The organism is Cryobacterium sp. 10I1, assembly GCF_035019805.1.
GTDB lineage: Bacteria > Actinomycetota > Actinomycetes > Actinomycetales > Microbacteriaceae > Cryobacterium > Cryobacterium glucosi.
Window position 1 is genome coordinate 1 of the sequence record NZ_JASJVF010000532.1, and the last position, 712, is coordinate 712.

The window sequence follows — 712 nt, forward strand, 5'->3', positions numbered from 1 at the left end:
ATAGTCGGCGTCGGAGATGACGACCTCGTTGCGCTCGTAGTATGCGTCCCTGGCGTCGATGATGCTCGCGGTGAGGTCGGCGACCTCGGCGGCGGCCCGCTGGAGCTCCGGCGGCGTGGAGTCGTCGGGCGCGGCGCTCGCGGCGTCAGGCACGGGCGGCGGGAACGGCGACCGGGGCTGGTTCAACGGCAGCCGATGGCACGGGTACGGCGCTCACGGTGCGGTCGATCGTGCACTGGCCGAGCACCCGGGTGCCGACGTAGAGCACCGCGGTCTGGCCGGGGGCGACGCCCGTCAGGGGCTCGCGCGGCGTGATCACGAGTTCGATTGCTCCTGCGTCGGTTGCTCCTGCGCCGGCCGAGTCTGCGCCAGCCGGAACCGGGACACTCACGACCTGCGCGACGGCGGGCACCGGGTCGGCGTGCGCGCGGATCTGCACGTCGCAGTCGAAGGCGATCCCGGGGTGCTCCGGCGCCAGGCCGGTCCAGGTGAACTTCGAGCCGGCGATGAGGCCGATCGCGAGCGCCTCCTTCGGGCCGACGACGACAGTGTTCGTGATCGGGCGCACCTCGAGCACGAATCGCGGCTTGCCGTCCGCGGCCGGCGTGCCGATCTGGAGGCCCTTGCGCTGGCCGACGGTGAACGCGGCGGCACCCTCGTGCCTGCCGAGGGTGTTGCCCTCGCGGTCGAGGATGTCGCCTGCGGATGCAGG

The 712-nt window shown here is 72.8% G+C and carries 1 protein-coding gene; it reads right to left on the reverse strand.

The window, feature by feature from the left end:
- Positions 1-145: 145 nt before the first annotated feature.
- The coding region (locus QN345_RS19615; RefSeq protein ID WP_323509186.1) for a tRNA methyl transferase PRC-barrel domain-containing protein at positions 146-712 on the reverse strand (567 nt) is incomplete at its 5' end.